Source organism: Brevibacterium album DSM 18261, assembly GCF_000426445.1.
In the GTDB taxonomy this organism is placed as follows: Bacteria; Actinomycetota; Actinomycetes; order Actinomycetales; family Brevibacteriaceae; genus Brevibacterium; species Brevibacterium album.
The window spans coordinates 724,494-750,317 of record NZ_KE384526.1 but is presented as its reverse complement, the minus strand read 5'-3'; the positions used below and the strand labels follow the sequence as shown (position 1 = coordinate 750,317).

23 protein-coding genes are annotated in these 25,824 nt (G+C 71.4%); 16 read left to right on the top strand and 7 right to left on the bottom strand.

All coding sequences use genetic code 11. The annotated features are described in order from the left end of the window. The first annotated feature begins 81 nt into the window (after window positions 1–81). The 3 genes from K318_RS0117060 to K318_RS0117050 all read left to right on the top strand — a co-directional run bounded on the left by K318_RS0117060 (window position 82) and on the right by K318_RS0117050 (window position 3,517). Window positions 82–1,029 carry an SDR family oxidoreductase gene (locus K318_RS0117060; protein WP_035282221.1) on the top strand — a complete coding sequence of 316 codons (948 nt, stop codon included), beginning with the start codon at window positions 82–84 and terminating at the stop codon, window positions 1,027–1,029. A gap of 138 nt (window positions 1,030–1,167) precedes the next feature. Beyond that, window positions 1,168–2,712, top strand: coding sequence for a phospholipase D-like domain-containing protein (locus tag K318_RS0117055; RefSeq protein WP_035282219.1), 1,545 nt, complete (start codon window positions 1,168–1,170; stop codon window positions 2,710–2,712). Between the two features lie 244 nt (window positions 2,713–2,956). Continuing rightward, the gene (locus tag K318_RS0117050) at window positions 2,957–3,517 is read left to right on the top strand and encodes a MaoC family dehydratase (RefSeq protein WP_084500365.1); all 561 of its coding nucleotides are present in this window, start codon (window positions 2,957–2,959) and stop codon (window positions 3,515–3,517) included. A gap of 119 nt (window positions 3,518–3,636) precedes the next feature. Here K318_RS0117050 and K318_RS0117045 read toward each other — a convergent pair whose 3' ends face one another. Continuing rightward, window positions 3,637–4,530: a helix-turn-helix transcriptional regulator gene (locus K318_RS0117045; RefSeq protein ID WP_029090379.1), complete on the bottom strand. Its 894-nt coding sequence runs from the start codon at window positions 4,528–4,530 to the stop codon at window positions 3,637–3,639. A 134-nt stretch (window positions 4,531–4,664) separates the two neighbouring features. On the opposite strand from K318_RS0117045, the gene K318_RS0117040 reads away from it, so the two are divergent. The 4 genes from K318_RS0117040 to K318_RS0117025 all read left to right on the top strand — a co-directional run bounded on the left by K318_RS0117040 (window position 4,665) and on the right by K318_RS0117025 (window position 7,624). Then, complete coding sequence (locus K318_RS0117040; protein WP_029090378.1) at window positions 4,665–5,822, top strand: MFS transporter; 1,158 nt, start codon at window positions 4,665–4,667, stop codon at window positions 5,820–5,822. 94 nt (window positions 5,823–5,916) lie between these two features. Then, window positions 5,917–6,657 carry an aquaporin Z gene (gene aqpZ, locus K318_RS0117035; RefSeq protein WP_211233350.1) on the top strand — a complete coding sequence of 247 codons (741 nt, stop codon included), beginning with the start codon at window positions 5,917–5,919 and terminating at the stop codon, window positions 6,655–6,657. 136 nt (window positions 6,658–6,793) lie between these two features. Further along, window positions 6,794–7,099: an ArsR/SmtB family transcription factor gene (locus K318_RS0117030; RefSeq protein WP_029090376.1), complete on the top strand. Its 306-nt coding sequence runs from the start codon at window positions 6,794–6,796 to the stop codon at window positions 7,097–7,099. A gap of 3 nt (window positions 7,100–7,102) precedes the next feature. Next, window positions 7,103–7,624: an SRPBCC domain-containing protein gene (locus tag K318_RS0117025; protein WP_051298153.1), complete on the top strand. Its 522-nt coding sequence runs from the start codon at window positions 7,103–7,105 to the stop codon at window positions 7,622–7,624. A gap of 111 nt (window positions 7,625–7,735) precedes the next feature. Here the strand turns inward: K318_RS0117025 and K318_RS0117020 are convergent, their stop codons facing one another. From K318_RS0117020 to K318_RS0117005, 4 genes are all read right to left on the bottom strand, one after another. Further along, window positions 7,736–9,133 carry a YjiH family protein gene (locus K318_RS0117020; protein ID WP_245579933.1) on the bottom strand — a complete coding sequence of 466 codons (1,398 nt, stop codon included), beginning with the start codon at window positions 9,131–9,133 and terminating at the stop codon, window positions 7,736–7,738. A 192-nt stretch (window positions 9,134–9,325) separates the two neighbouring features. After that, entirely contained in the window at window positions 9,326–10,036 is a 711-nt protein-coding gene (locus tag K318_RS0117015) for a LutC/YkgG family protein (protein ID WP_029090373.1), read from the bottom strand. After that, the gene (locus tag K318_RS0117010; protein WP_084500364.1) at window positions 10,036–11,661 is read right to left on the bottom strand and encodes a lactate utilization protein B; all 1,626 of its coding nucleotides are present in this window, start codon (window positions 11,659–11,661) and stop codon (window positions 10,036–10,038) included. Before K318_RS0117010 ends, K318_RS0117015 begins: the two co-directional genes overlap by 1 nt. Beyond that, a complete protein-coding gene (locus K318_RS0117005) occupies window positions 11,658–12,482 on the bottom strand; it encodes a (Fe-S)-binding protein (RefSeq protein WP_029090371.1) in 825 nt (274 codons plus the stop codon). The genes K318_RS0117010 and K318_RS0117005 overlap by 4 nt, the downstream gene beginning before the upstream one ends. 393 nt (window positions 12,483–12,875) lie before the next feature. Here K318_RS0117005 and K318_RS0117000 point away from each other — a divergent pair, with 393 nt between their 5' ends. The 9 genes from K318_RS0117000 to K318_RS0116960 all read left to right on the top strand — a co-directional run bounded on the left by K318_RS0117000 (window position 12,876) and on the right by K318_RS0116960 (window position 23,858). Further along, window positions 12,876–13,703, top strand: a complete 828-nt coding sequence (locus K318_RS0117000; RefSeq protein ID WP_029090370.1) for an HpcH/HpaI aldolase/citrate lyase family protein — start codon at window positions 12,876–12,878, stop codon at window positions 13,701–13,703. 2 nt (window positions 13,704–13,705) lie between these two features. Then, window positions 13,706–14,455 (top strand): alpha/beta fold hydrolase, encoded by a 750-nt coding sequence (locus tag K318_RS0116995; protein ID WP_035282215.1) that lies wholly within the window; start codon window positions 13,706–13,708, stop codon window positions 14,453–14,455. Continuing rightward, a complete protein-coding gene (locus K318_RS22840; protein WP_035282212.1) occupies window positions 14,452–15,174 on the top strand; it encodes a peptide deformylase in 723 nt (240 codons plus the stop codon). Before K318_RS0116995 ends, K318_RS22840 begins: the two co-directional genes overlap by 4 nt. A gap of 159 nt (window positions 15,175–15,333) precedes the next feature. Next, window positions 15,334–15,855, top strand: a complete 522-nt coding sequence (msrA, locus tag K318_RS0116985; RefSeq protein WP_029090368.1) for a peptide-methionine (S)-S-oxide reductase MsrA — start codon at window positions 15,334–15,336, stop codon at window positions 15,853–15,855. Further along, window positions 15,852–17,249 carry an MFS transporter gene (locus K318_RS22835; protein ID WP_084500363.1) on the top strand — a complete coding sequence of 466 codons (1,398 nt, stop codon included), beginning with the start codon at window positions 15,852–15,854 and terminating at the stop codon, window positions 17,247–17,249. Before msrA ends, K318_RS22835 begins: the two co-directional genes overlap by 4 nt. A gap of 310 nt (window positions 17,250–17,559) precedes the next feature. After that, window positions 17,560–18,387 carry a hypothetical protein gene (locus tag K318_RS0116975; protein WP_029090367.1) on the top strand — a complete coding sequence of 276 codons (828 nt, stop codon included), beginning with the start codon at window positions 17,560–17,562 and terminating at the stop codon, window positions 18,385–18,387. A 159-nt stretch (window positions 18,388–18,546) separates the two neighbouring features. Then, window positions 18,547–22,224, top strand: a complete 3,678-nt coding sequence (locus K318_RS22830; RefSeq protein WP_084500362.1) for an efflux RND transporter permease subunit — start codon at window positions 18,547–18,549, stop codon at window positions 22,222–22,224. A 109-nt stretch (window positions 22,225–22,333) separates the two neighbouring features. Beyond that, complete coding sequence (locus K318_RS0116965; RefSeq protein WP_035282680.1) at window positions 22,334–23,161, top strand: CPBP family intramembrane glutamic endopeptidase; 828 nt, start codon at window positions 22,334–22,336, stop codon at window positions 23,159–23,161. Between the two features lie 202 nt (window positions 23,162–23,363). Then, on the top strand, window positions 23,364–23,858 hold the full coding sequence (locus tag K318_RS0116960; RefSeq protein WP_051298152.1) for an ASCH domain-containing protein: 495 nt from the start codon (window positions 23,364–23,366) through the stop codon (window positions 23,856–23,858). Window positions 23,859–24,153: 295 nt separating this feature from the next. Here the strand turns inward: K318_RS0116960 and K318_RS0116950 are convergent, their stop codons facing one another. Both K318_RS0116950 and K318_RS25305 read right to left on the bottom strand, forming a co-directional pair. Further along, window positions 24,154–24,582 (bottom strand): VOC family protein, encoded by a 429-nt coding sequence (locus K318_RS0116950; RefSeq protein ID WP_051298151.1) that lies wholly within the window; start codon window positions 24,580–24,582, stop codon window positions 24,154–24,156. A 55-nt stretch (window positions 24,583–24,637) separates the two neighbouring features. After that, window positions 24,638–25,687, bottom strand: a complete 1,050-nt coding sequence (locus K318_RS25305) for a helix-turn-helix domain-containing protein (RefSeq protein ID WP_051298150.1) — start codon at window positions 25,685–25,687, stop codon at window positions 24,638–24,640. Window positions 25,688–25,824 lie beyond the last annotated feature (137 nt).

The following is a 25,824-nucleotide window of genomic DNA, read 5'->3' as shown; positions in this document are numbered from 1 at the left end:
CGGGGCCCGGCACCGGGGCTTCCTCGAATCCGCACCCGCGCGCTCGCCGCTCTGAGCGCATCGAGCCGAGAGGAACGCGATATGTCCATGGATGTGAGCGCACTCGCCCGCGATCCGTTCCCGCTGCGCGGCCGCGCAGTGCTCGTCACCGGGGTGAGCCGGAGGGCGGGCATCGGCTATGCGACCGCCTGTCGTGCAGCGGCGTACGGTGCGAGCGTCTTCTGCCACCATTTCGCACCGCACGACGCGCAGCAGCCCTGGGGCGGGGATGACATCGCGGCGGTGATCGCCGGGGTTCGCGCCCACGCGGCGGAAGGCACGGTGGTGGAGCATGCGCACGCGGATCTGGCGGAGGAGGGCGAGCCGGAGCGGCTGGTGCGCACGGCCTCGGCGGCACTGGGCGGTCTCGACGGGCTGGTCTGCAATCAGGCGCTCTCCGGTTCGGACGGTGCGCTGGGCGAGCTGACCGCGGAGATGCTGGACCGGCACTGGGCCGTGAACGCACGCGCCTCGATCCTGCTGGCGCAGGAGTTCGCGCGGCTGCGGGAAGCGGCCCGGGCGCAGGCGGGCTCACCCTCGGACCGCGGGAGGGAGGTGAGCGGGCCCGAGAGCACCTGCTCGGATCCTGAAGGTACGGAGAGCCTCGGGGCCGCGCCGCGCCTGGGCGACGATGCCAGCATCGTCCTTCTCACCTCCGGTCAGGGGGAGGGGCCGATGCCGGGGGAGGTCGCCTATGCGGCGGCGAAGGCGGCGCTCGCCGGGATCACCGTGACGCTCGCAGATCAGCTCATCGATTCTGGGATCAGGCTGAACACGGTGAATCCCGGTCCCGTCGACACCGGCTACGTCACGGAGGAGATGAGGGAGGCGACGCGGGCGCAGTTCCCGCTGGGGCGCTGGGGCGAACCGGACGATCCGGCCCGACTCATCGCCTGGCTGCTCACGGACGAGGCACGATGGATCACGAGTCAGGTGCTGAGCACCGAAGGCGGCTTCGCCCGCTGGCGGGCACCGCATTCGCGGGGGTGATGGGTCGTACTCGCAGCTACTGTAAAGAAGGTGTTCGAGTAGGTGTGACAGCTGCGGGGGCCTCGGTCACAGCGTTCGAGTCCCGCACCGATAACCCTCACCCGCCGTGATCCGGCCGCGTAGTCTTGTCCCGTGGGCATGAGTGCATTGGACGTGACGACATGGGGTCTGCCGCCCCTCGTGTCGACGATCCTGATCGTCCTGGACTACGCGATCAAGGTCGTTGCTGTGGGCGTGGTGCCGGAGAATCGCAGGCCGTCGTCCTCGAGCGCCTGGCTGCTGCTCATCCTCTTCCTGCCGCTGGTCGGCATTCCGCTCTTCCTGCTGCTGGGCAGCCCCTACATCACGGGCCGCCGCGGTGCGATCCAGGAGGAGGCGAACACCCGCCTCGTGCAGGGCACTGCGGACATTCCCGACTGGCCGCAGGCGCTCGAGGTTCCGCCCCAGCTCGGCAGCCTCGTCACGCTCAGCCGCAACCTCACCTCGCTGCCCATGGTGACGGGCACCGACCACGGCATCCTCACGGACTACGAGGAGAACATCCGCCGGATGGCCGCGGCCGTGGACGAGGCGGAGGAGTACGTCGACGTCTGCATCTACATCATCACGGCCGATCCCACGACGGAGGTCTTCATCTCCGCCCTCGAGCGTGCGGCTGCGCGGGGCGTGACGGTGCGGCTGCTGTTCGACCACATCGGCTCCCGCAAGTACGCAGGCTTCCGGCCCCTCAAGCGCAGACTGGACTCCGCCGGCATCCAGTGGAGCCTCATGCTCCCGTTCCTGCCCCTGCAGGGGCGGGTCCGCCGCGTGGACCTCCGCAACCACCGCAAGCTCATGGTGATCGACGGAGTCCGCGCCTTCATGGGCTCGCAGAACATGATCGACTCGGCCTACGGCAGGGAGTCGAACGCGAGGACGGGCCGTCGCTGGAACGACATCATGGTGGAGCTCACCGGTCCGGTCGTCTCCTCGCTCGAGGCTGTCTTCGCCACCGACTGGTTCTCGGAGACCGGCGAGGACCTCACGATCCGCGCCTACGAGTTCGAGGGCCGCATGGCCGAGCGCGAGAGCGCGATCGGCGAGAGGCTCGTCCAGGGGCGCTACCGGGAGAAGGTGAGCAAGGACTCCGAGGTCAATGCGGTCCAGGTGGTGCCCTCCGGTCCCGGGTTCCGCACTGAGCCCAATCTGCGCCTCTTCGTCTCGCTCGTCTACCTGGCGCGCAAGCGCCTGCGGATCGTGAGCCCGTACTTCGTGCCGGACGAGTCGATGCTCGCCGCGGTCGTGACCGCAGCCCACCGCGGGGTGGAGGTCGACCTCTACGTGAGCGAACAGGCCGACCAGTTCATGGTCGACCACGCCCAGAGCTCCTACTACGAGGCGCTGCTCGAGGCCGGCGTCCGCATCTACCGCTTCCCCGCGCCGGCCGTGCTCCACACCAAGTGCTTCACGGTGGACGGCCTGTGCTCGGTCATGGGGTCGTCCAACATGGACATGCGCTCCTTCGGCCTCAATTACGAGGTCAGCCTGCTCGCCTACGGCGGCGACATCACCGAGCGGCTCCACGAGATCATGGACGGCTACCGTGAGATCAGCAGCGAGCTCACCGCGGAGGAGTGGGCGAGGCGCTCATGGGGCCGCCGCTGGCTCGATTCGGCGATGCGTCTGACCTCGGCGCTGCAGTGACGCCGGTTCCGCTGTGACGCGGGCGGTGCGGCGAGGCCGCAGCAGTGAGGTGGCTGCCGCGATGGGACGGCCGCTGCGGTGAGGCAGGCGCTGCGATGAGGCAGGCGCCGCAGTACGGTGCGTGAGCCTCGGCGTCACACCTGCCCGCGGCCCCGGAGGTGAGACAGAGCCGCTAGCCTGGGGCGGAGAGCGCCGTGACGACCGTCACGGCGAGTGCACGAGCACGCAGGCGAAAGGAGCGCAGATGAGCGAGGAGAGCAGGGCTGAGGCTGGCGGCCAGGGAGAGGCGAGCGCTCAGGGGAGCGCCGCGGGGGAGACCGCCGCCGAGGCGAAGGTCATCGACCAGCGCGGGCTCTGGTTCGAGGAGTTCGAGGTGGGCGCTGTGTACCGCCATGCGCCCGGGCGCACCATCACGGAGGCCGACAACACCTGGTTCACCGCCGTCACGATGAACGCGCAGGCGCTGCACCTGGACGCGCACTTCGCGGAGTCCGAGCCCTTCGGGCAGCGGCTCGTGAACTCGATGTTCACCCTCTCCACCCTCGTGGGCCTGTCAGTCCAGCAGCTCACCCAGGGCACGATCGTGGGGAATCTGGGCTTCTCCGAGGTGTCGTTCCCTGCGCCGATGTTCCACGGGGACACCCTCTACGCGGAGACGCGGATCCTCGACAAGCGGCTCTCCCGCTCGCGACCGGGCGAGGGCATCATCAGCCTCGAGCACATCGGGCGGAACCAGCACGGGACGATCGTCGCCAAGGCCGTCCGCAAGACGATGGTGTTCACGCAGGAGCACGCGCAGAGCTGAGCGGTGATCGGCTTAGCCACCCCTTGTGCCGCTGGACGGCCCTATATGACGGGGCGTCCAGCGGCATTAGGGGGTGAGTGCGCGCTCCGCTCAGACCGCGGGGTCACCCGCGGATGTCGTCACGGCTCCGCGCGCAGCCAGGTGGAGAACGCCTCGCCGCCGGCCTCGGGCTCCGCATTCCCGGCGCCGTCGTGCGCGTCGGCGCCAGCACCCGTGCCGAGCGAGGTGTAGTACACGAGCCGCAGGTGCCGGTCGCTCTCGAGTGTCATGGTGATGTGTGCGAGTTCGATGTCGCCGAGCCCGTCCAGGCGGAAAGTCCGCCGCCCGTTGCACACCCCGTCGATGTCCGGGCGCTTCCACCAGCGCGCGAAGTCCGGATCCATGCGCGAGAGGTTCTCCGTGAGCGCGGCGAACTCCGCGTCCTGCGGGGCCTGCGCGAAGTCCCGCTTGAAGCTCGTGAGGATCTGCCTGGCCTGCTCCTCCCACGGCCGCAGCCGTGAGCGCAGCCGCTCGTCCGCGAAGGTCATCCACAGCATGTTGCGCTGCTCCATGGGCTGTGCCGCGAAGCCGAACAGCCGGTCCGCCGCCGAGTTCCACGCCAGCACGTCCCATTTCAGGTTGAGGACGAACGCCGGAGAGTCGGGCAGCCGGGAGAGCAGGTCCAGCGCCGTGGGCGGGACGGTGCATGCGCTGCGCGCCGGCTCCCGGGGCGGCCGCTTCTGCGTGAGCATGTAGAGGTGCCTGCGTTCGGCGGCGTCGAGCCTGAGCACCGTGCTCAGATCGTCGAGGAACTCCGCGGACACGCCGATGTTCCGGCCCTGTTCCAGCCAGGTGTACCAGGTGATCCCCACCCCAGCCAGGGCCGCGACCTCCTCGCGCCGCAGCCCGGGAGTCCTCCGCCGTCCCGACGACTGGAGTCCGAGCTCCTCCGGCGTGATGCGCTCCCGGCGGCTGCGCAGGAACTCCGCCAGCTCTGTGCGCGTGCGCTCGAGCCTCCGGGCACTGTCCGCCATCACGTCTCCCTCCCTCAGAGCATCACTGTCTGTAACAGCATAAAAGGACATATTGTCACACCCTCGGTGCGCCCGTACGTTCGGTGTGGCCGGTCCGCAGGGGCCGGTGTGGAACTTCAGTCGAAGGGTGGAGAATGATCCGCACAATCTGGCCGCTCGTCATCGCGGCGGTCTCGCTGGGCATCGATGCGTACGTCCTGGCGGGGGTGCTGCCGCAGATGGCCGATTCGCTTGCGACGACCGTGGGCGGCATCGGGCTCGGTGTCACGGTATTCACCGGCGCCTATGCGCTCGCCGGCCCCGCACTGGCGAGGAGGGTGGCTGCCGGCCCCACCGCGCGGGCGCTGCTGCTCTCCCTGGGGGTGTTCAACCTCGGCAATCTGCTCACCGCTCTCGCTCCCACCCTGGCCGTCTTCCTGGCCTCCCGGGTGTTCGCGGGGGCGGCGGCCGGCGTCCTCACCGCACTCGCGACGAGCACGGCGGCGGCTCTCGTCCCCGCCGCGCACCGAGGGCGCGCGATGTCCCTGGTCACCTTCGGCCTGTCCGCCGGGACGGTGGCGGGCGTGCCGCTCGGGATGCTGATCGGCGAGCACATCGGCTGGCGCTGGACCATGGGCCTCGTGGTGCTCGTCGGGGCGGTGTCCATGACGGCCCTGGCCGTCCGCGGCCGGTCGCTGCCAGTGATCCCCTTTGCGCAGACCGCAGGCATGAGCGTGCTCCGGCAGCCGCAGGTCCTCCTCGGCATCGCCCTGGCCTTCCTCCTGGGCATGACGAGCCTGGGCTTGTACACGTACATGCTCCCCGTGGCGGAGGATCGCGGTCTCGCGGGGTGGGGGTTCGCGCTCATCTGGGTGTGGGGCATCGGCGGGGTGACGGGTTCGATGCTCGTGGGCCGGCCCATCGACCTGCTCGGCTCGCGCAGGCTCCTGCCCGTACTCGCCTTCGCGCTGCTCGCGGCCTTCGTCGTGATCGGCTTCGCCGGGCACGGACTCGCATGGATCCCCGCCGTTCTCGTCTGGGGAGCTGCCGGCTGGGCATCCGTCCCCACCGTTCAGGACGCGCTCACCCGCAGTCGGGCGGAGGACACCCCTTCGATCGTGGCCTTCCAGATGGGGGCGATGTACCTCGGCTCGGCGGCCGGCTCCGCCCTCGGCGCCGCCGTGCTGGAGCGCGGTGCGCGCGCGGGCGCGCTGCCCCTGTGGGCGGCGGCGGTCCAGGTGCTCACGGTGGTCCTCGCCTTCGCCGTCACGGTCCTCGGGCCGAGGCCGTCCTCCGTGCCCGCACGGGAGTGAGGCCGATCGGCATGACCTGCGCTTTCGCCTTCCCAGGGTGGCCTCCGAGTCGTAGTCTGGACAGACAACTCCATCTCAGCCCTCGGAGGCCGCAATGTCGCAGTCCACCGCTCCTCCCATGTCCGCCCGCCTGTGGGCGGAGCTCCTCGGCACGTTCTGGCTGGTGTTCGGCGGCTGCGGGGCCGCAGTGCTCGCGGCCAAGGTCGTCGGCGACGACGGCATCCAGATGGGCATCGGGTTCCTCGGCGTCGCGCTCGCCTTCGGGCTCACGGTCCTCACCGGCGCATACGCGCTGGGCCACCTCTCCGGCGGGCACTTCAACCCGGCGGTGACGCTGGGAGCCCTGTGCGCGGGGCGGGTCGAGGGCAGGGCTGTCGCTCCGTACATGATCGCCCAGGTGGTGGGCGGTGCGCTCGCCGCCACGCTCCTGTTCGTCATCGCCAGCGGTCAGGCGGGCTTCGCCATCGACACCTCGGCGGCGGGCTCGTTCGCCACCAACGGATACGGTGAGCTCTCGCCGGGCGGCTACAGCCTGCTCGCCTGTCTCCTGCTCGAGATCGTGCTCACGGCGGTGTTCGTGTGGATCATCCTGGGTGCCACGGATCCCCGTGCCCCGGCGGGCTTCGCCCCCATCGCGATCGGCCTGGGGCTCACGCTCATCCACCTCATCGCGATCCCGGTGACCAACACCTCGGTCAACCCCGCCCGCTCGCTGGCCGTGGCCTTCTACAACCCGGCGGCGCTGGGGCAGGTGTGGCTGTTCATCATCGCGCCGCTGGTGGGCGCTGCGATCGCGGGTCTGAGCTACCGTGCGCTGACGGCGGCGAAGGACTGAGGTCGCCCGCCACCCCTTGTGCCGCTGGACGCACTGACGTATCGGAGCGTCCAACGGCGCAAGGGGTGGCTTTCCGTGTGGAGTCGTGTGAGTGCACCCTTTGTCAATGCGTAAGGGATCGCTTACGCTTTAGTGCATGAGCGCGTTGGACGTCCTCGATGACCCCACGCGGCGGCGCATCGTCGAAGTGCTGTCGGACGGGGAGCTCAGTGCCGGCGAGGTCGCCGCTGAGTTCGCGATGAGCAGGCCCGCCGTCTCCCAGCACCTCCGGATCCTCCTGGACGGTGACGTGGTGACGGTGCGGACGGCCGGACGCAGACGCCTCTACCGGCTCAACCGCGCAGCGCTGCGCGAAGCCGGGGACTGGCTCTCTGCTCAGGCAGGCCGGTGGGAGCGGGTTCTCGACGATCTGGAGGCCGCACTCGACGAGGGAAGGATCTGAGTCATGCAGGAAAGAGATACGACGACTGCGCCGAAGGGCGCGGGAACACTGGGCGTCTCGGGAGACGGGGTGTTCCGGATCCACTTCGACAGGCACCTGGCGCACCCCGTGGAGAAGGTGTGGACGGCGCTCACTGATGACCGGACGCGTGCGGTGTGGCTGGACGGCGTCCGCATCGACGCCCGCCCGGGCGGCACGGTGGCCTACGACTTCGGTGAGGAGGGCACCGCGACCGGCGAAGTGCTCTCGGTGCACGGTCCCAGTGCGGACGACCCCGCGGCTGAGCTCGTGCACACCTGGCAGTGGGAGGGCGTGCCGGACTCCGTCGTGACCTGGCGGCTCGAGGGCGGCGAGGGAGGGACGCGTCTGCAGCTCACGCACTCCGAGCTGGTCCGCGAGCCCGCACGTGATTTCGCGGTGGGCTGGCACATCATCCTGGACTCCGCGGATCTCCACCTCTCCGGTGGGGATCCGGGCGCGGCGTGGGAGGCATACGAGGAGGTCGCCGGCCACTACGCCGCGTGAGGCGGCACCTCCCTTGCCCTGCCACCCCTTGTGCCGCTGGACGCACTGATACGTCGGTGCGTCCAGCGGCACAAAGGGTGGCCGGCGGAAATGTGCGCGGCACACCGGAGGTCAGTAGAACAGGTGCGCGGCCAGCACGACGATCGGCAGGGTGATGAGCGTCCGGAGGAGGAAGATCAGCACGAGATGGTGGAACTTCACGGGGATCTTCGAGGCGAGCAGCAGCCCGCCCACCTCGGACATGAAGATCAGCTGCGTGATCGACAGGCAGCCGATGACGAACCGGGTCATCTCCGTCTCGATGCCCGCCCCGATCACGGTGGGCAGCAGCATGTCCGCGAAGCCCACGAGGACCGTCTCCGAGGCGGCCCGGGCCTCGGGCACGCCCATGAGCTCGAGCAGCGGCACGAAGGGTGTGCCCAGCCAGGCGAAGAGCGGAGTGTGCTCGGCGATGAGGACGGCCACGGTGCCCACGGCCATGATCACCGGGATGATCCCCACCCACATCTCCAGGACGTTCGACGCCCCGCGGCGCAGGATGAGGCCCGGCCACACCTGTGAGGCTCGGCGCAGCGCGCCGTCCCATGCCCGGCGGAGGGGAGAGCCCTGCTCTGCCCCGGCCGCAGCGGTGACGGCAGCGCCCGTGGTCGCGGAGCCTGTGTTCGCCGCTGCGGCGCCCGAGGCCTTCGCCCGCTCCGGCCGGGAGCCGTCGATGTACTCGTCGGGGATGCGGGAGAGCGGCGGGATGCGGGGCATGATCACGGCGGCGACGAGGCCCGCCACCACGATGGTCGCGTAGAACTGCAGCGTCATGTGCTGCAGGCCCAGCAGGCCGATGATCACGACGGTGAACGTGAGCGAGACGACGTTGAAGGTGGTGCCGAGGATCGCCGATTCGCGCTTGGTGTAGAAGCCCTTCTCGTACTGCTGGTTGGTCATGAGGACGCCGATCGTGGCGTCCCCGAACCAGGAGGCCAGCGCGTCCACCGAGGACCGCCCGGGCACCGTGAACACGGGACGCATGACGCGGTTCATGAGCACCCCGGCGAACTCCAGCAGGCCGAAGTCCAGCAGCAGCGGCAGCAGGAAGCCCGCGAAGAGGAAGACCGTGAACATGAGGACGCAGAGATCGAGGATGAGGCCTCCGGTGTCCTCTCCCCACAGTCCCTCCGGGCCCAGCTCCAGCAGCGTCGCGAGTCCGAGGGCGAAGCCCGCGCAGCGCACGAGGCACCACACCGCGGTGACGTCGAACAGCAGCTGCGGCACGCCGCGCTGCATCCACCCCGGCTTCACGGTCAGTGCGAGGAGTGAGCCCAGCGCCGAGACCCCCATGACGGCCACCACGAACGGGTGGACGATCGCCGCGAGCGCCGTCTCGAGCATGCTCGCGAGGAACGCCACGGGGATGGTCGCCCCGCCCGCGCCGTCCGGCACGGGGGCGACGAAGATGAGGAGTCCCAGCAGGGAGGGCAGGAGGAAGCGCAGCGCTGCGGCGGGCCCGGACGGCACGGGCACCGCCGCGGAGGAACCGTCGAGAGCAGGTTCGGCCGGCGAGCGCTCAGCCTGTGCCGCCCCGGACGGAGGCTGCTGCCCGGGAGCTTCCTGCGGCGGTTCTTCAGCAGACGGGGAGGGGGTGGTTCCCCGGTCCTCCGCACTGCTCCGGTTGCGGGGCTGCGGGTCAGAGGAGTCTGTCAATCGGTCTCACACCCCGCGGACGATGACGACATCGAGCGTGCGGGGGCCGTGCACGCCTTCGACGCGCTCGAGCTCGATGTCACTGGTGGCCGACGGACCGGAGATCATGGTGACCGTGCGGGTGGGATCGATCCGGGCCCAGGCCTCGGGGACGATCTCCACGATCGAGGATTCCGGAACCAGGCACACATGGTGGTCCGGCACCAGGGAGATGGCACGGCGGCCGCAGTCGTCCGCTCCGTCGAGGAAGATGGTACCCGTCTGCGCGCATGAGACACGAGACGAGGTGATCACCGCACTCGTCCGGTCCAGCTCGTCGACGGTGAGGGCGGTGGTCTCGTCCTCCACCGTGATGTGCACGGCGGGATCCAGTGCGGACAGCACCGGCTCGTCCAGGGCGGAGAGCACACCGCCGTCGAGGCCGAGCGGTGCCACGACCGAGGCCGCCCCGGCGAGCTTCTCCGCGACGACGCCCGGCACCTCGGCCGGCTGCGCCTCGACCACGTTCGCCCGGTAGTCCACGAGGCGGTCGACGAGCTGGGCGATGACGGACTCGTGGTCCAGCGCGCCGGTGCGCCGGTAGTCGCGCGGAACGGGGGCCGCGATGTCGACGGGCCTGCCCGTGCCGGGCACGATTCCGGGGCGGGTGGTGACGCCGTCCTCACGGCCGAGCGCCTCGTGCAGACGCCCCATGATCTCTTCCCGTGCACTCGCCATCAGCGGTCACCTTCCTTCGCAGCTGCGCTGCGATCGTGTCCCGAGCTCGGGGCCGCACCCCTGTTCTTCCCCCACCAGGTGCGGAACGACTGGGCCGGCAGCCGGGGGACGTCGCGGCTGGACGTCCACGCGCCCACGACTCCGGGCATCCGCCGGATGCGGCCGGACCGTGCGCCCAGCAGGGAGGCCAGCGGCAGCGCGCGCTCCGCGAGCGCGATGCGGCGGCCGTCGGCCATCGCCCAGGAGGCGGCCTTGAGACCTGCGTCCAGCTGGCCCTCCGCGCTCGCGAGGCGCCGGACGCGCTGAGCGGGGCCGGCCTCGGCGGCGGCCTCCTCCTTGGCGAGGTGGTCCTCCCCGCGCAGGTGCACGAGGATCGAGGGGATGTCGATCTTCACGGGGCAGGCCGAATAGCAGGCGCCGCACAGGCTGGAGGCGTACGGCAGGGAGTCGTTCTCCTCGGCCTCGACGCCGGTGAGCAGCGGGGAGAGGATCGCTCCGATCGGTCCGGGATACGTGGAGCCGTAGGCGTGGCCGCCCGTGCGCTCGTAGACCGGGCACACGTTCATGCAGGCCGAGCAGCGGATGCAGTGCAGCGCGGACCGGCCGTACTCGTCCGCCAGCGCGCGCGAGCGCCCGTTGTCCAGGAGCACCACGTGCACGTTCTGCGGCCCGTCTCCGGGAGTGACGCCGGTCCAGAAGCTCGTGTAGGGATTCATGCGCTCGCCGGTGGAGGAGCGGGGGAGGAGCTGCAGGAACACCTCGAGGTCCTCCGGCGCCGGCAGCAGCTTCTCGATGCCCATGACGGTGATGAGCGTCTCCGGCAGGGTGAGGCACATGCGGCCGTTGCCCTCGGACTCCACGACGCCGAGCGTGCCGGTGGAGGCGATGCCGAAATTGGCTCCGGAGACTGCGACCTTCGTCGTGAGGAACTTGTTCCGCAGATGCCGGCGGGCGGCCTCGGCGAGCTTGGGCGGGTCATCCGTGAGGCCCGGGTCCACATCCGGCATCTGTTCGAGGAAGATGTCGCGGATCTCCGTGCGGTTCTTGTGGATCGCGGGGACGAGGATGTGGCTGGGCTTGTCGTCGCCCAGCTGGACGATGAGCTCTGCGAGGTCCGTCTCGAAGGCGTCGATGCCGCGGGGCTCCAGGTATTCGTTGAGTCCGATCTCCTGCGTCGCCATCGACTTGATCTTCACGACCTCGCGGCGGCCGGTGTCCAGGACGGGGGCGTGGGCTTCGATGAGCTCCTCCACGATCCGGTTGGCCTCGTCCGCGTCACGGGCCCAGTGCACGTGCCCGCCGGCGGCCTCGAAGGCCTCGGCGAACTGCTCGAGGAGCTCCGGCAGGTTCGCCATGACGGTCTGCTTGATCGCGGCACCCGCGCTGCGCAGCTCCTCCCAGTCCGGCAGCTCCGCGACCACATTGGCCCGCTTGGCCCGGATCGTCGAGGTGGCGTGGCCGAGGTTGCGGCGCAGCTGCGCATTGCCGAGCTCGCGCTCCGCGTAGTCCGGGAAGTGCTCGGACTCGAAGACGTTGCCCAGGGCGCCGGGGATCGAGCCCGGGACGCGCGCATGGCGGATCGCCGGGCCGCCGCCCACAGCGGGCATGCCGAGGAACGTGGTCATCGCAGGCTCCCTCCGGAGAGAATCGGTTCTGAGCGGGGCGGCAGCAGCGGCTTCTCCCTCGTGGAGGCGAGGACGCGGGCGAGGTGCACGGTGCCCACGGCACCGCCCCGGGGGCTCACGGCCCCCGAGCGCGAGAGTCCGCCGCCGATGTGCATGAGGCAGCTCGCATCGCCGCCGGCGCACAGGCTCGCGCCGGTGGAGACGATGTTCGCTGCCTTGTCCTCCAGCATGGCCGAGGACACCTGGCGGTTCTTCATGGAGAACGTGCCGCCGAAGCCGCAGCACTGGTCCGCCTGCGGCAGCTCCCGCAGGTCGATCCCCTCGACGGTGCTCAGCAGCTCCCGCTGCCTGTCGCCGAGGTTCAGAAGGCGCATGCCGTGGCAGGAGGGGTGGTAGGTGACGGGGTGCGGGAAATAGGAGCCCAGCTGCGCGGCCGCGTCCGTGACGCCCAGGACGTCGGTGAGGAGCTGGGCGAGCTCATAGGTGCGCGAGGCGAGGTCCTCTGCACGGGCCGCGAGGTCCTCATCGCCGGCGCGGCGGGCGATCATGGGCTGCTGGTGGCCCAGCGAGGCGACGCAGGAGCCGGAGGGGGCGACGGCGACGTCCCAGCCCGGCTCCTCCTCGAAGGCGCGGACGTGGCCGGCGACGACGGGGTGGGCGCCTGCGAAGTCGCCCGAGTTGATGTGCATCTGGCCGCAGCAGGCCTGGCGCTCGGGGAACACCACCTCGTGACCCAGACGTTCGAGGATCGTGACCGTGTCGCGGGCGACCTCCGGGTACATGGCATCGACGATGCAGGTTGCGAACAGCGCTATCCGCATGGGTCCTCTCCTCCTGCGGCTGCCCGGGTGAGAGCCGGTACGGGCCTGTCCGATGACCGGCATGGGGTGGCCGCCGCGTGGTGCCAACTCTAGACCGCGGCACGGACATGACCGGGGCGCGGGTGCCGGAGGGCGAGGCCCGGGCAGGCGCGATGCGGCGGTACCCGGTCACAGTGCCGGCGGGCTCGGCCTGCGCTCCGGGCGACCCCCGGCCGGTGCACCTGCGTCCTGAGCGGTCCCGGCAGCCGCACCGGGCGACCGCTGCGGATGCGCACCGCATAGGATTGTGAGCGGTGTCGCACCGGCGGGGTCCGGCCTCGGCGATCCGGGTGCGGGAACGCTTCCCGCGCCCCTGCGGCACCGGCACCGCTGCCCATCGAAAGGCCCCGTTCCATGTCCTCGTCCTTCTCCCTCCGCCCGGCCTGGCTGTTCGTCCCCGGCGACCGCCCGGACCGCTTCGCCAAGGCCGCCGAGCGCTCCGACATCGTCATCCTCGACCTCGAGGACGCGGTGGCGGAAGGGGACAAGGAGGCAGCGCGGAGCGCCGTCGCCGAGGCCGCGGGCACCCTGGACCCGAAGCGGACCGTGGTGCGCGTCAACGCCGCGGACACCCCGCACTTCGAGGCCGACCTGGAGCTGCTGCGGACGCTGCCCTTCACGGTGGTCATGCTGCCCAAGGCGGAGAGCGGTGAGAGCGCGGCCCCGCTGGCCGACTACGGCGTCATCGCGCTCATCGAGACCCCCGCCGGTGCCGTGAACGCCGCGGAGATCGCCGCGGCGGAGAACGTCCGCGGGCTCATGTGGGGCTCCGAGGACCTCATCGCCTCGCTGGGCGGCGGCTCCTCGCGGAGGGCCGACGGCACCTACCGCGAGGTGGCGCGGCACGTCCGCTCCGCCACGCTGCTGGCGGCCAAGGCGCACGGGAAATGGGCGCTCGACTCCATCTGGGCGGCGATCGACGATCTCGACGGGCTCGCGGAGGAGGCGACGGACGCGGTGGAGAGCGGCTTCGACGCGAAGGTCTCCATCCACCCCAAGCACGTCCCGGTGGTGCGCCGGGCCTATGCGCCCACGGAGAAGCAGGCCGCCTGGGCCGCGGGCGTCCTGGCCGCCGCGGAGGGGGCGAAGGGCGCGTTCAGCTACGAGGGGTCGATGATCGACGCCCCGCTGCTCGCGCACGCCCGCAACATCCAGGCGCGCGCCGCGGCGGCGGAGGGCTGAGCATGACCGCCCTGTGGTTCGCGGACCGAGGTGCCGGCGAGCCCTTCGTGCTGCTGCATCCGGGCGGCACCGATGCCCGCGCCTTCGAACCGCTCATGGCTGAGCTGGACGGCGGATACCGCTTCCTCACGCCCGAGCAGGCAGGCCACGGCCGCACACCGGACTGCGAGGGGGAGTGGGGCTTCACGGACATGGCCGCGGACACCGCGGCACTCCTCGAGGAGCTGGGCACGGGGCCGGTGCACGTGCTGGGCTGGAGCGACGGCGGGGTACTCGGGCTCTATCTCGCCCACACCCGCCCGGACCTCGTGCGGAGCCTCGTGGTGGGCGGGGCGCCCTTCCACCTGGACGGCTGGCGCGAGGGCGTGCTGGACGGCGGCGCGCCCGGCGGGGTGCCGGAAGGATACGCGGAGCTCTCCCCGGACGGCCCGGAGCACTGGCGCGTCGTCGCGGCGAAATCGGACCGGCTGCACGAGCGCGAGCCCGCGCTCACGGAGGACGATGTGCGTGCGCTGACCATGCCCGTGCTCATCCTGCAGGGCGATGACGACGAGGTGCGCTTCGAGCACACGGTGCGGATGTACGAGGCGCTGCCCGACGGCGAGCTCGCGATCGTCCCCCGCGCCAGCCACGGGCTCATCGTGGAGAAGCCCGCGCTCCTGGCCCGGCTCATCCGCGATTTCCACGACCCCGGGAAGACCGACGGCCTCGTCCCGATCCGCCGGGCCCGTACCACCGAGGAGAGACCATGACCGCGACAGCCGATGCGCCCGAGGACGCAGCCTCCGCCCGCGCCATCCGCGACACCGTGCGCGCCCTCCTCGACCATGCGCGGGAGCACGACGGCCTGCTGCCCATCGTGAAGGCCGGCGACCCCGTCCTCCGTACCGAGTGCGCGCCGGTGGACGGCCAGCTCGACGACGCGGAGCTGCGCGAGCTGTCCGAGGCCATGCTCGCCACCATGCTCGCCGCTCCTGGAGTGGGGCTGGCCGCCCCTCAGGTGGGCGTGCCGCTGCGCATGTTCGTCGCCCAGGACACGGCCGCGGACCCGGACGTGCTCGAAGCGAGCGACCCCGAGGCCGCGGACCGTCTCCGGCAGCGCGAGCGGGCGCCGTTCGCTCCCCGGACGGTGCTCAACTCCCGGTACGAGGCCGCCACCGGGCGCACGGCCTCCTTCTACGAGGGCTGCCTCTCCATCCCCGGCTACCAGGCCGTCGTGGACCGCCCGCGGGCCATCGCGCTCACCGGCTGCGACCTCGACGGCTCCCCGCTGGAGGAGGAGCTCACGGGGTGGCCGGCGCGCATCGTCGCACACGAGTCCGATCACCTCGACGGAGTCCTCTACCTCGACTCGGCGCAGATGCGCTCGCTGGCCTCGGACGAGGCGGTGGCTCGGTGGTGGGCCCGGGCGGACGTGCGCGAGGCCGCTGCGGCACTGGGCTTCGAGATCCCCGCGACGACCGTCTTCTGAGGTCGGTGCCGACCATCCGGCTTCCGTCTGCTGCGCGAACGCAGATCGGCTCTCTGCGCGTTCACGCGGCAGACGGAAGCGCAGCACGGACGGAAGCGCGGTGCCGGGCGCGACCGGGTGCGGCGGAATAAAACGGTGGCGGTGCATGTCTGGACGGATATGACGACTCTGACCCTGGGCGCAGGGTGCTTCTGGTGCCTCGACGCCGTCTATCAGCGCACGCGCGGAGTGACCAGCGTGATCAGCGGCTACACCGGGGGCGAGGTCGATCACCCCACATATGAGCAGGTGTGCTCCGGCACCACGGGCCACGCCGAGGCCCTCCAGGTCACGTTCGACGAGTCCGTCGTTCCCGCCGACGTCATCCTCGGCCTCTTCTTCACCGGCCACGATCCGACCAGTCTCAACCGCCAGGGCAATGACGTGGGCACGCAGTACCGCTCGTCCATGTTCTACCGCGACGAGGACGAGCGCGCGTACTTCCAGCAGGCCCTCGACCAGGTCCAGGCCCAGCTCGACCGCCCCGTCGTCACCACCCTCGAGTCCCTGGGCGCCTTCTGGGAGGCCGAACCGGTCCACCAGGACTTCTACACGCAGCACCCCTACAACGGCTACTGCCACTTCATCATCGAGCCCAAGCTCGCCGCCGCTCGCCGTCATTTCCACGAGTGGGTGGGATGAGGGTGCGGCGGGACGAGGAGGAGTCGAAGGTCTCGGGCAGGGCCGGGAGCAGCGCCTCGGGCAGGGCACCGCGCAGGGCCTCACACAGAGCAGAGCAGAGGGCCGCGCGCAGGGCCGCGGTCCCGGCCGACATCTGGGTCCTCGTCTCCGCGGCCTTCATCGTGGCGCTGGGCTACGGCCTCATCGCCCCGATCCTCCCGCAGTTCGCGGCGAGCTTCGACCTCGGTGTGACCGCGGCGAGCGTGGTCGTCAGCTCCTTCGCGTTCTTCCGGCTCGTGTTCGCCCCTGCAGGCGGCCGGCTCGTCGACAGGCTGGGGGAGCGACGCGTCTACGTCGCCGGTCTGCTCATCGTGGCGGCCTCGACGGGAGCGGTCGCCGCCGCGCAGGACTACTGGCAGCTGCTGCTGTTCCGCGGCCTCGGCGGCATCGGCTCGACGATGTTCACCGTCTCCGCGATGGCGCTCATCATCCGGCTCGCACCCCCGGAGGCGCGCGGGCGGGCCAGCGGCCTTTACGCCTCCAGCTTCGTGTTCGGCAACATCATGGGACCCGTGGCCGGCGGCCTCCTCGCGGGACTCGGCATGCGCCTGCCCTTCGTCATCTACGCCGTGGGCCTCGTGATCGCCGCGCTCGTCGTGTGGGTCCGCCTCGAACGCCAGCCCCAGCTGGACTCGAAGGGGCCGGCGGGAGGTGAAGGCGCCTCGGCGGAGGCGAAGGGCAGCACCGCCGCCGAGGCCGCCCCCGGCCCGGAGCCAGTGTCCGGCCAGGAACCGGCGTCCGGCCAGGAGCCTCTACGCGAGCGCATGCGCTTCCGCGATGCCTGGCGGGACTCCGCGTACAAGGCCGCGCTGGGTTCGGGCCTGGCCGTGGGCTGGGCGGCGATGGGCGCGCGGATCGCGCTGTACCCGCTGTTCGTCGTCGCGGTGCTGGGGGCGGATCCGACGCTCTCGGGAGTGGCGCTCACGGTGTTCTCCGCGGGCATGGCCGTCTCCGTCTCGCAGGCCGGCCGGATCGCGGACTCGCGCGGGCGCCGTCCCCTCCTCATCGTGGGCCTCGGTGTGCTGGGCGCCTCGACCATCGCGGTGGGCCTCTCGGACTCGATCTGGGTGTTCTTCGTCCTCAGCCTGTTCGCGGGCCTCGGCGGCGGGCTCATCAATCCCGCTCAGCAGGCGGCGCTCGGCGACATCATCGGCCCGCACCGCAAGGGCGGCACCGTGCTCTCCCGCTTCCAGATGGCGCAGGACCTGGGCGCGATCGCCGGTCCCATCGTCTCGGGCATGCTCGTGGACGCGCTGAACTACGGCTGGGCCTTCGCGGTCACGGGGACGGTCGCGCTGCTCGCCTGCCTCGGCTGGATGCTCGCCCGGGAGACGCTGGGCACGCCCCCGCGGTGAACGGGTGGGGTCCCTCGGCGATGCAGCGGGGATCCCCGTGGTGACGATGGGCTGAGCATCGTGATGTCGGTGGGCGGAGCCCCGCGGTGACGCCTGGCCGGCCTCGGAGGCGGGCCCGGCCGCCCTGCCGGTACGGCAGGGCCTCCTGACACCGGACTGACACATGTGCGCCGCGCCGGCGGCCTCCGGTCTGCGGCAGGATGAGGGCATGAGCCAGGACCCGTCGTCTCAGCCCTCGTCCGGGCATCCGCCCGCTCAGCCCCTGCCGATGCGCCCGCCGCAACCTCCGCCCTCCGGCGAGCATGAGCGCATGCCGCAGCCGCACCCGCCGAGCTGGGGGCAGCCGCCTCGACAGCAGCCGCGGATCCCGGCACCCCTGCCCGAGCCGGCCTCGGCTGCACCGCGCGGGCGCACGGAACGCCGCCGGCGCAGGGATCCCGAGACGCAGGTGCCCGGCTGGTGGGGCGATGCGCGCCGGATGCTCATGTACGCGATCATGAGTGCGGCGTTCTGGGCGCTCGCGCTCCTCCTGGCGCGGACGGGTCTGCTGAGCCACAGCGGCAGGGCGGTCTCCGGCGATGCTGTGCTCGCCGGCATCCTGGCCGCCATGCCAGGCCTCGTGTTCCCGTTCCTCCAGTTCGCGAGCGGGCGGGCGGATCGCGGCTTCCGCACGCACCGGCTGGTGCCGCTCATGTGGTTCTCCCTCGGCGCCGGTGCGCTCGTCCAGACGCTGAGCATTCTCGTGTGGCCGCTGATCCTGGGCGACCGAGCGGTGCCCGGCACCGTCCTGGGGGAGCTCCCCGGCGGCACTGCGGTGCTCACCGTGTTCGCGTTCGTGCTGGCGTCGATGGCGTGGTTCACGGCCCTCGTCATGGTGATGATCCTGTGGGCGCCGGTGGGCGCGCTCATCGCCCTGCTGCCGTTCCTCGGGGCGATCGTCCTCTTCGGGTTCGCCGGAGCGGGCGTGTTCGGAGCGGCACCTGCGGGGGCGCAGGCAGGCCTCTGGGGTGCTGCCGCCGCAGCGGGACTCGCCGCCGTGACGCTGGTGAGCGCGCTGCGCGTACGCCGGCATCGGAGGGCCCAGATCTCCGCCCCTCAGCGGCCGACGCTCGAGGAGCTGCGCCGGCACCCGCGCTGAGCGGGTGGAGTTCTCCCCACTCCTTCCCGGGGCTGGCCTCCGCTTCTTCCCGGGCTGGCCTCCGCGCCAGGACGCCCGTACCGGGTGCGGGAACGGCGCCTGTGACCGGGCAGTAGGATTGGCACGGCCCCTCTGCCTCCTCCGCACCCAAGGACCCGCGTGCTCTCCCTCACCAGGATCAGTCTGAAGAACCGCGCCCTCATCGCGCTCATCACGATCTGCGCAGCCGTGTTCGGCGTGATCGGCACCTCCAGCCTCAAGCAGGAGCTGTTCCCCGAGTTCGAGCTCCCCCAGGCCTTCATCTCCGCCCAGTACGAGGGCGCGACCCCGCAGGCGGTCGAATCGGAGGTGACCGCACCGCTGGAAGCCGCGCTCACGGGTGTGGCCGAGGTCGAATCGATGCAGTCCACCTCGGCGGCGGGTTCGTCCCAGATCGTCGTGGAGACGGACTACGGCACGGACTCCGATGACGTGGTCCGCTCGCTGCAGCGCGCCGTCTCGCAGGCGCAGGGCCAGCTGCCCGACGGTGTCGAGCCCACCGTCTTCGCCGGCGGCCTCGCGGACTTCCCCGTCATGATGCTCACCGTCACCGGCGGCGAGGACGTGGAGAGCCTCGCAGCGGACATGGAGGACATCGCGGTCCCGGAGCTGCAGGACGTCGAGGGCGTGCGGAGCGTGGAGGTCACGGGCGACCGGCCCATGCAGGTCTCCATCACGGTGCGCGAGGACGACCTCGAGGACGAGGGCGTGAGCATCGAGGCGCTCTCCGGCCTGCTCCAGGCCAACGGCATCCCCTCGGCCCCCGGCCAGCTGCGCACCTCCGAGGGCAGCGCCCCCGTCCAGGTGGGCACCCGGCTGGAGTCCGTGGAGCAGATCCGCAGCCTCGTGCTTGCGGGCGCGGACGGTCCCGTCCGGGTCGACGACGTCGCTGACGTCGAGCTCACCCAGGAGCCGCAGACGTCCGTCTCGCGGACCGACGGCAAGGACGCGCTCACCGTCCAGATCATGAAGAAGCCCGACGGCAACACCGTCGAGATCTCCCACGGCGTCACGGCGACGCTCGACGAGGTCGCCGACACGATGGGCGCCGGCGTCGAGTTCACGACCGTCTTCGACCAGGCCCCCTTCGTGGAGCAGTCCATCGAGGATCTGCTGGTCGAGGGCCTGCTGGGACTGGGCTTCGCCGTGCTCGTCATCCTCGTGTTCCTGCTGAGCGCGCGGGCCACGGTCATCACCGCGATCTCGATCCCCGTCTCGCTGCTCATCACCATGATCGGGCTGTGGGTGAGCGGGTACACGCTCAACATGCTGACCCTGGGCGCGCTCACGATCAGCGTGGGCCGCGTGGTCGACGACTCCATCGTCGTCATCGAGGCGATTCGCCGCAGGCATGCGATGGGCGGGGACAAGCTCACGAACATCCGCGCCGCCGTCGCCGAGGTCGCCGGCGCGATCACCGCCTCGACGCTCACCACCGTGGCCGTGTTCCTGCCCGTCGCGTTCGTGGGCGGCCAGGCCGGGGAGCTGTTCCGCCCCTTCGCGCTCACCGCCTCGCTCGCGCTGCTGGCCTCGCTCTTCGTCGCGCTCACCATCGTGCCGGTGCTCGCGTACTGGTTCCTCTCCCGGCGCGGGAAGCAGACGCGGCTGTCGAAGGAGCAGAAGCGGCACTGGAAGTCCGAGCGCACAGCGCTCACCCGGGAATGGCGGAAGGAGCGGAAGGAGGCGCGCAGCCGCCGCATCGACCCCGCCCATCCCTCCGGCCGGCGCTCGACCGCCGAGCTGCCGGTCGTGGGCGCGGGCACGGAGCTCGGTGCGGCCGGGGGCCGACGGGTGGATCGCGGTGTCGCCGAGGCGGGCTCGGGAGGGACTGGCCCCGGCGCCTCGGCAACGGGCGGCTCTGCGGCGAGCGGTCCTGCGATGAGCGCTTCCGGTCCCGGCGGCTCGGGCACCTCTGACATCGACGAGCTCGAGGCCATGCACAGCCCGGTGACCCGGCTGCAGCGGACCTATGTGCCCGTCGTGGGCTGGACCACCCGGCATCCCGTCGTCACTCTCGCCGCGGCCCTCGTCGTGTTCATCGGCACGATGGCGATGACGCCGCTGCTCAAGACCGAGCTGTTCGGCGACACGGGCGAGGCCGTCGTCCAGATGACCCAGGAGTTCGGCGCGGACGTCTACCTGGACGAGGCCTCGGAGGAGGCGCGGCAGGTCGAGGACGTGCTCGCGGAGCGTCCCGAGGTGGTCTCCAGCCTCGTCTCGATCACGGGCGGCGGCGACGCCATGATGATGGGCGGCGGTGGCGGCGGTCTGAGCGGCACCTATGTCGCCAACCTCGGCGAGGACGTCGACATCCCCGCCTTCGCGGAGTCCCTGCAGGAGGAGCTGGACGCGCTCGGGACCTCGGGGGAGATCGAGGTGCTCACGGCCGGCACGATGCCCGGCGGCTCGACCATCGACGTGACGCTGACCTCCAATGACACCGCCGCGCTGGAGGAGGGCGCGGACTCGCTGGGCGCGGAGCTCGGCGAGCTGGGCGGCGTGCAGAGCGTGAGCGACGACCTCACCGCCGTGCAGCCGGTCGTCGAGGTGCGCGTGGATCGCGAGGAGGCCGCGGAGTACGGGCTCACCGAGTCCGGAGTGGGCCAGGTGGTCTCGCGGGCCATGCGCGGGCAGCAGCTGGGCCAGGTCATCATCGACGACGTGGGCCACAGCGTCCTGCTCTTCGACGGCTCCGTCGAGGACCTCGACGACCTGCGCGGCCTCGAGCTCGACGGTATGGAGACGGTGGACGCACCGGCCCCGCCGCTCGACCCGACACCGGGGGAGCAGGCCCCGGGCGGTCCCGGCGGTGAGCAGGGCGGCGAGGGCGGTCCGGGCGGCGGCCTCGGCGACGGGCAGGGCGCTGCGCCGGGACCGGGGACGATGCAGCAGCCGGCGACCGTGGAGCTCGACGAGATCGCGGAGGTCGAGGAGGTCACGACCGCGCCGACCATCACCCGCGTGGACGGACTGCGCGCCGTCACCGTGAGCGCGACGCCGGGCAGCGACGATCTGGGCACCGTGAGCGCGGAGATCCAGGAGGCGGTCGACGCCCATGAGCTCCCGGACGGCGTGCGCGCGGAGATCGGCGGTGCCGCGGCGGAGCAGCAGGAGGCGTTCACGCAGATGGGCATCGCGATGCTCGCCGCGATCCTGCTGGTGTTCGTCATCATGGTCGCGACGTTCCGCTCGCTGATCCAGCCGTTCATCCTGCTCGTCTCGATCCCGTTCGCCGCGACCGGCTCGGTGGGCCTGCTCCTGCTCACGGACACGCCGCTGGGCATGACGGCGCTCATCGGCCTGCTCATGCTCATCGGCGTGGTGGTGACGAACGCGATCGTCCTCATCGACCTCATCAACCAGTTCCGCGAGCGCGGGGTGGACCTGCGCACGGCGATCGTGCAGGGCGCGCGGCTGAGGTACCGGCCCATCCTCATGACGGCGGCGGCGACGATCTTCGCGCTCACGCCCATGGCCCTGGGGGTCACCGGGGGCAGCGTCTTCATCTCGCAGCCGCTGGCGATCGTGGTGATCGGCGGCCTCATCTCCTCGACCGTGCTCACGCTCATCCTCGTGCCGGTGCTGTATCAGCTGGTGGAGGGCTTCAAGGAGCGTCGCGCGGAGAAGCGCGAGATCGCGGACATCACCCGCGATCAGGCGGTCGCCTGGCAGCCGGCCGGCGCGAGCGGGGCCGAGGCGGATGCTCGCGGTGCGGGCGTGTCCGGGTCTGCAGCACCGGGGGCCGGTGCCGATGCACCAGATGCCGGCGGGGCGGCCGGCGAACACGGGAAGCACTGAGGTCGTGGCGGAGCCCGGAGAGCCGGAGCGCACGGGCGGAGAGCGCGACGCTCACACCGAGCGCATCGGGGACGCGCCGCCGGAGCGCACCCTTCTCCCTGAGCGGGCGCTGCCGCTGAGCAGGCGCCAGACCGTCGCCGAAGCGCTGGTCGTGGCCGGTCTGTCGCTCGGGCAATCGGGTGTGTACGCGGTGGTGCGGCTCATCGACATGCTCACGCAGGCGCCCCTGTCCGAGCAGGAGGCCCGGCTCAACACCTCGGCCTCGGAGCGGCCGTGGTTCGACCTCACGTACCAGCTGCTGGGCATCGGGTTCGCGCTGGTGCCCGTGGCGCTCGTGCTCGTCCTGCTGGCCCGCGACGGGATGCTGCTGCGAGGCCTGCGCGCCTCGCCGGGCGCCGTACGGCTTCCGGAGCCGTCCGCGGCGCACGCATCCTCAGGAGTGCTCGCCCGGCTGGGCGTGATGCGGGCGCCGGGCCGGGACCTCGGACGCGGTGCGCTGCTGTTCCTGCTGATCGGCGCCGGCACGCTGGGGGTGTACGCGGCCGGGCGGGCGCTCGGCGTGACGGCGCAGATCCAGACCGACAACCTCGGCGCGCACTGGTGGACGGTGCCGGTGCTGCTGCTCGCGGCGGTGAAGAACAGCCTGCTGGAGGAGGTGCTCCTCATGGGGTACTTCCGGATCAGGCTGCACATGCTGGGCCTCTCGCCGTGGACGGTGATCGTGGCGCTGGCCGTGCTCCGCGGCAGCTATCACCTGTACCAGGGCGTGGGGCCCTTCCTGGGGAACGTCGCGATGGGGCTGATCTTCGGGTGGTGCGCGCTGCGATGGGAGAGACGACGCGGAGACGCGGTCATGCCGTTCGTGTGGGCGCACTTCCTCATCGACGCCGTGGGCTTCCTGGCCCCGGGCGTGCTGCACATGGTGGACCCGGTGTGACGGGGTCGCTCTGACGCCGTGGCGCTGGGCTGCGGCCTCTGCCGCCTCGGCCTCGGCCTCCGGCGTTGTGGTCTGCCGTGCCGACGCGAATCCGCGCGAATCGCGTCGGCACGGCAGACGAAAGCGGCGGGGTATGGGGCGCACGGAGCGATGGCCGGCCACGGCCTGAGGCCTCGCGCCGGCCCGCTGATAGCGTTGCGGCATGGCTCACACTGCTGACTGCACCCAGGCTGAACTGCTGGAGGAGTTCTGGCTCCGGGCGCACACGGCGCTCCCCGAGCTGCCTGCAGAGAGTCCGGAAGCGTGGTCGTTCGGGGCCACGCCCGCGCACGCGGACCAGTTGCTGGAACTCGTCCTCGCCGGGATCAAGACGGCCACGTCCTCGTCGCTGTGGGACCTTGATGCGACGGGTGAGCCCGTTCCTCAGGTCGGCGATCTGAGCATCCTCCTCGACGGGCGGGACCGGCCTCGCGCGGTGATCGAGACAGTCGATGTCGTGACGGTTCCCTTCAGCGCGGTGAGTGCTGAGCACGCGTATGCGGAGGGGGAGGACGACCGCACTCTGGAGACCTGGCGGAGCGGCCATGAGGCATTCTGGCGGAGGTACGCGGAGAGCTCGCGGGTCTTCGCCGCCGATATGCCCGTCGTCTGCGAGAGGTTCCGCCTGCTCTGGCGCGAGGTCGAAGCGCCGGCCTGAGGTGTTGGCTTGCGACGCCGGCCTGAGGTGTCGACCTGAGGCCGTCTCGGCGACTCTGCCGGCACCAGGGCCGGGCCGGTTGCCGCTGTAGTCTCTGCGCCTCCGCCTCCGCCTCGGGCACTGTGGTCTGCCATGCCAACGCGAATCCGGGGGAATGGCGTTCGCGCGGCAGACGACAACGGCGGGGGCCGCGAGCCAGCGCGGTCGGCGCGGCAGCTGGGACCAGCGCGACCAGCGCGGCAGCCGGGAGCAGCACCTCGGCCGGGGTGTCCTGGTCTGATCTTGTGAGGCCCGCTCACTCCTCCAGGGGCGCGCCGGCATAGGTGCCGAAGGACCACTGATTGCCCTCCGGATCGCGGACTGTGAACTCGCGGCTGCCGTGGTCCGTGTCCCGCAGCGGTATGACGACTTCCGCCCCGTGTGCCGTGACGTGCTCGTAGAGGGCGTCCGCATCGGCGGTGACCAGGTACGCGCCCGCCGTGCCCGGGGTCTGCGTGTACTCGCGGCCGGGGTCGTGGCTGCCGAGCATGACGCCTCCCGGGCCCTCTGGCCAGCGGAGCTCGGCGTGGGCCACACGGCCGTGGTCGTCATAGCGGGCGGTGAGGACGAAGCCCAGCACCTCCGTGCAGAAGTCGATGAGCGCGCTCGCGTCCTCGGCCTGCAGGGTGTGGAACAGCGCCGGACCGATGTCCTGCGCGTGCGTTGTGCGGTCTGCTGCCTGCATGTTCCTGCCTCCTCGGGTATCGGGCACCGGACTGCGTCCCGGTGCTCCCGCCCATTCAGTGTGCGGCAGCGCCGTGCCCGCCGTCTTGAATGTTTCGGAACTCCTCGGCGATCCAGCTCCGGGGCGGCAGTCCGGAATAGCGGGCGAACTCGCGGCTGAGATGCGCCTGGTCGCTGTACCCGGCCAGGGTGGCCGCACCGGCGAGGTCCGCGCGCCCTGCACCCGCGACCTGCCGTGCGATGATCCGCGTGGCCCGCTCGAAGCGCATGAGGCCCGCGATCTGCTTGGGGGAGTGCCCCACCTCCTGCGCGAACAGCGTCCCCAGCCGCCGCGTGCTCAGCCCCGTCGCGGAGGCGAGCTCACTCACGCTCACGGCTCCGCCGCTGCGTTCGAGCAGCTGCCACGCCTGCAGCAGCTCGGGTCGCAGGCGGGACGAGACGGTATCGTTCCTCCCGTGCTGCCGCACGAGGGCTCTGGCAGTCTCCCCGAACAGTCCGGTCCACCGGGAGCGCTCCGCATCCGCTCCTCTCTCCCGCGGCACGATCCCCTGCCCCGGATGCTCCCGCACCGTGCGCTTCCGCGTCGACTCCTCCCGGGGCCCATCCGTCCCGGACCGTCCTCGGGGCCCACCCAGGCCCTCCCGCTCGCGCTTCTCCCGAACCAGCTCCTCCTGCGTCAAGCTCTCTTCCGCCAGGCGCTCCTGCAGCTCCGCGGCCCAGCCTCCCAGCACCGCGGCGCCGTCGAACCCGCTCAGCGGCAGCGCCGAGGCGGGCATCCCGAACAGCGCGCGGGCCGCGAGCGGGTGCACCGCCAGCTGGATGCCCGCCTGCGCGTGCTCGCGTCGCACATGGCTCGCGACGGTGTGCAGACCCGCGAGGAGGAGGGGGTTCGGGCGGGCGGAGGCGGCCTCGGCCTCGGTGGCGCCGGCCTCGACGCCCTCATCGAGTGCGAGGATGAAGGTGAGCCGCGCCGAGGGCAGGCCGCGATGCACCGCCGCGGGCGCGGGCGCGGAACGGTAGCCCACCATCGTGCTCACACCCGGCGCGAGGCCGCGCGGAGCGAGGTGGAAGGGACTCGCCGCCGGATCGCGGCCCTTCTCCGCCATGTGTCGAGTGTACGGACGGATGCGCCTGCAGCGCAGAGGTCGGGTTGCGATCGTGCGCCGAGGAGTGTGGTCTGCTGTGCCGACGCGAATCCGGGCGTATGGCGTTGGCACGGCAGACGAAAGCGGCGGGGTCAGCC

Excerpts from the sequence above, each read along its gene's own strand:
- K318_RS0117060 (WP_035282221.1), top strand. The coding sequence starts at position 82 with ATGTCCATGGATGTGAGCGCACTCGCCCGCGATCCGTTCCCGCTGCGC.
- K318_RS22840 (WP_035282212.1), top strand. The coding sequence starts at position 14,452 with ATGACCGCGACAGCCGATGCGCCCGAGGACGCAGCCTCCGCCCGCGCC.
- K318_RS25305 (WP_051298150.1), bottom strand. The coding sequence starts at position 25,687 with ATGGCGGAGAAGGGCCGCGATCCGGCGGCGAGTCCCTTCCACCTCGCT.
- K318_RS0117050 (WP_084500365.1), top strand. The coding sequence starts at position 2,957 with ATGAGCGAGGAGAGCAGGGCTGAGGCTGGCGGCCAGGGAGAGGCGAGC.
- K318_RS0117000 (WP_029090370.1), top strand. The coding sequence starts at position 12,876 with ATGTCCTCGTCCTTCTCCCTCCGCCCGGCCTGGCTGTTCGTCCCCGGC.
- K318_RS0117005 (WP_029090371.1), bottom strand. The coding sequence starts at position 12,482 with ATGCGGATAGCGCTGTTCGCAACCTGCATCGTCGATGCCATGTACCCG.
- K318_RS0117025 (WP_051298153.1), top strand. The coding sequence starts at position 7,103 with ATGCAGGAAAGAGATACGACGACTGCGCCGAAGGGCGCGGGAACACTG.
- K318_RS0117055 (WP_035282219.1), top strand. The coding sequence starts at position 1,168 with ATGAGTGCATTGGACGTGACGACATGGGGTCTGCCGCCCCTCGTGTCG.
- K318_RS0116995 (WP_035282215.1), top strand. The coding sequence starts at position 13,706 with ATGACCGCCCTGTGGTTCGCGGACCGAGGTGCCGGCGAGCCCTTCGTG.
- K318_RS0116960 (WP_051298152.1), top strand. The coding sequence starts at position 23,364 with ATGGCTCACACTGCTGACTGCACCCAGGCTGAACTGCTGGAGGAGTTC.
- K318_RS22835 (WP_084500363.1), top strand. The coding sequence starts at position 15,852 with ATGAGGGTGCGGCGGGACGAGGAGGAGTCGAAGGTCTCGGGCAGGGCC.
- K318_RS0117015 (WP_029090373.1), bottom strand. The coding sequence starts at position 10,036 with ATGGCGAGTGCACGGGAAGAGATCATGGGGCGTCTGCACGAGGCGCTC.
- msrA (WP_029090368.1), top strand. The coding sequence starts at position 15,334 with ATGACGACTCTGACCCTGGGCGCAGGGTGCTTCTGGTGCCTCGACGCC.
- K318_RS0117010 (WP_084500364.1), bottom strand. The coding sequence starts at position 11,661 with ATGACCACGTTCCTCGGCATGCCCGCTGTGGGCGGCGGCCCGGCGATC.
- K318_RS0117030 (WP_029090376.1), top strand. The coding sequence starts at position 6,794 with ATGAGCGCGTTGGACGTCCTCGATGACCCCACGCGGCGGCGCATCGTC.
- K318_RS0117045 (WP_029090379.1), bottom strand. The coding sequence starts at position 4,530 with ATGGCGGACAGTGCCCGGAGGCTCGAGCGCACGCGCACAGAGCTGGCG.
- K318_RS0116950 (WP_051298151.1), bottom strand. The coding sequence starts at position 24,582 with ATGCAGGCAGCAGACCGCACAACGCACGCGCAGGACATCGGTCCGGCG.
- K318_RS0117040 (WP_029090378.1), top strand. The coding sequence starts at position 4,665 with ATGATCCGCACAATCTGGCCGCTCGTCATCGCGGCGGTCTCGCTGGGC.
- K318_RS0116975 (WP_029090367.1), top strand. The coding sequence starts at position 17,560 with ATGCCGCAGCCGCACCCGCCGAGCTGGGGGCAGCCGCCTCGACAGCAG.
- aqpZ (WP_211233350.1), top strand. The coding sequence starts at position 5,917 with ATGTCGCAGTCCACCGCTCCTCCCATGTCCGCCCGCCTGTGGGCGGAG.